The following is a 2,646-nucleotide window of genomic DNA, read 5'->3' as shown; positions in this document are numbered from 1 at the left end:
TGGATGAGCCATCAAAGGACCATCTTTTATTAAAATTTTACCTGCAGAATAACCAGGCCAAAGGTGACATCCAAATGCAACATCTACTTTTGGATTATTTAATATACCCTCATCAATCATTGGTTTTGCTCCTCCTGGACCTTCTTCCGCTGGTTGAAAAACTAACTTTATATTTCCTTTAATTTTATCTTTAATTTCATTTAAAATCATTGCAGCTCCTAAAAGTCCAGCAACATGACCATCATGACAACAAGCATGCATAACTCCTTTATTTTTTGATTTAAATAAACTTTCTGTTTCTTCCTCTATTGGTAAAGCATCCATATCTGCTCTCAAAAGAACTGTTTTACCTTTTTCTTTTCCTTCTATTAAAGCCACAATACCTGTTCCTGCTATTTCACTTTTATATGATATATTTAATAAGTCTAGTTCTCTTTTTATTAATGCTGCCGTTTTAAACTCTTTAAAAGCAAGTTCAGGATATTCATGTAATTCTCTTCTTATTTTCACTACTTTCTCTAAGTTCTTTTTAGCTAATTCTTTTATTATATTATTCATAATTCCTCCAATTTAAAGTCCTAATGGTAAATTTAAAGTAATAAAGCAAATAAGTAGTAATATACTTATAAAAAGTGTTCCTAGTGCATATGGAATCATATTTGCGACTAAAGTTCCTATTCCAAAATTCTTATCATATTTTTTACAAACAGCTAAAATAAGTGGTAAATAAGGAAATAGAGGTGAGATCATATTTGTAGATGAATCTCCAATTCTATAAGCCATTTGTGTTAATGCTGGATCATATCCCAAAAGCATAAACATAGGTATAAAAATAGGGGATAAAATAGCCCATTTTGCTGATGCACTACCTATAAATAAATTAATAAATCCAACCAGAAATATATACATTACTATTAATGGAATACCTGAAAACCCTGTTGTACTAAGTTTTTCTGCACCTTTTATTGCTAGAACTATTCCTAAATTACTTTTACTAAATAAATTTAAAAATTGAGCTGCAATAAAAACAATAAAGATATACCCTCCCATTTCACTAAGACTTTGACCTATCATTTTTACAATATCCTTATCATTTTTAATCTTTTTAATGGTTATTCCATAAACTATTCCAGGTATTAAAAATGCTAAAGTCATTATTATTATTAATCCTCCCATAAAAGGTGCCTTAGTTGATATTAAAGAACCTGATGAATCTCTTAGGAATGAAGTCTTTCCCACTGTTAAACTAAATATAAAAATAAAATATATTAAAAGAGAATATCCAGAATATTTCAAAGCTTTTTTTTCATCTATTTTAAGTTCACTTTTATTATAGTTATCTTCCTGATCAGTTAATGGTGGGAAACGAGGTTCTATAAATTTTTTAGTAATCCAAGCAATTACAAACATCTGAATAACTCCATTAGTTATATTAAAAAATATTGTCATTGCGGGACTACGAAGAAATGTAGAATCTAAAACTTGAGCTGCTGGAATTGTAAACGAAGTTATTAAAATATCATTTAAAGAGATAAATAATCCAGAACAAAATCCAATAGCAGCACCTGCATATGCTAATAATATTCCTATTATTGGATTTTTATTTAAATTTAAAAATATTAATGCTGCCAATTGTGGTAAAATTACAAATCCAGCATCACCAATTCCTGTAAAAATCAATCCTAAAATAACAACAGAATAATAAACAGTATATTTAGGAACCTTTGATATTGTTATAATTAAAAGCGACTCTAAAAGTCCACTCTTCTCAGCAAGACCTATTCCGATCATAGCAACTAATACTACTCCTAATGGAGGATAATTTTGAAAAACACCTATCATCTCTGTTAATATTTCTTTTAAATTTTCTTTACTTAGTAAATTATTGACTTGAATCATATCATTTGTAACTGGATGTATTGCAATTATATTAAATTTATTACATAAAAAAGATACAACTAAAATAATTAAACATAAAATAAAAAAAATTGTTACAGAATCTGGCAACTTATTTCCTATTTTTTCAAAAGAATCTAAAATCTTGTCAATAAAATTAATTTTTTTTCCATTTTTCAAAATTAAAGGTTTACTCATAGTCCCTCCCAAATATTTAGTAAATTATATATTATAAAAATATTGAAATAGTAATTAATATATATACTTTATATTTTTCCTTTAGTCAATATAAGTAGTTAAAAAAATGTGATATAATATAAATTTAATAAATTATTTATATATTTGGAGGTCTAATGAAATATTTTATGCATAAAGATACTGAAATATCTTTAAAATTACAAAGCAAAATACAAAGATATTTTGATAACATAAAGGTGATAAAAACAAAAGTTATACTAAATAAAAAAATATACAATACAATAGTTGATATTAATAGTTTTCTTTTACCTACTAATTTCGATTGCTTTAACTGTCTTACTAATTGTTGTGTACAATTCCCATATGAATTTAATAAAAAAGCAAGGACCACAATTCTTGAAAATTTAAAAGAATATGAAAATCTAACAAAAGCTATTTCTATTTTAAAAGAGGAAGGATTAACAGAAAATGAAATAATTACTTCAATAAAAAAAGATCCTATGCTAATCCCTCAAGAGCATATTGAAACAACCTTTAACAGATGTACTTGCT

At 26.1% G+C, this 2,646-nt stretch carries 3 protein-coding genes; 1 reads left to right on the top strand and 2 read right to left on the bottom strand.

What is annotated here, in order from left to right; genetic code table 11:
* Positions 1–558, bottom strand: a 558-nt coding sequence (locus tag Q0V09_RS10500) for a M20 family metallopeptidase (RefSeq protein WP_297489362.1), incomplete at its 3' end; no start/stop codon positions are given.
* 12 nt (positions 559–570) lie between these two features.
* Complete coding sequence (locus tag Q0V09_RS10495; RefSeq protein WP_297489359.1) at positions 571–2,094, bottom strand: AbgT family transporter; 1,524 nt, start codon at positions 2,092–2,094, stop codon at positions 571–573.
* 155 nt (positions 2,095–2,249) lie between these two features.
* Here Q0V09_RS10495 and Q0V09_RS10490 point away from each other — a divergent pair.
* Positions 2,250–2,646: hypothetical protein (locus tag Q0V09_RS10490; RefSeq protein ID WP_297489356.1), on the top strand; the 397-nt coding region annotated here is incomplete at its 3' end.

The organism is uncultured Cetobacterium sp. (assembly GCF_947039425.1).
Lineage (GTDB): Bacteria > Fusobacteriota > Fusobacteriia > Fusobacteriales > Fusobacteriaceae > Cetobacterium_A.
Note: the sequence above shows the minus strand (reverse complement) of the source record. Positions and strands in the feature narration are given on the sequence as shown.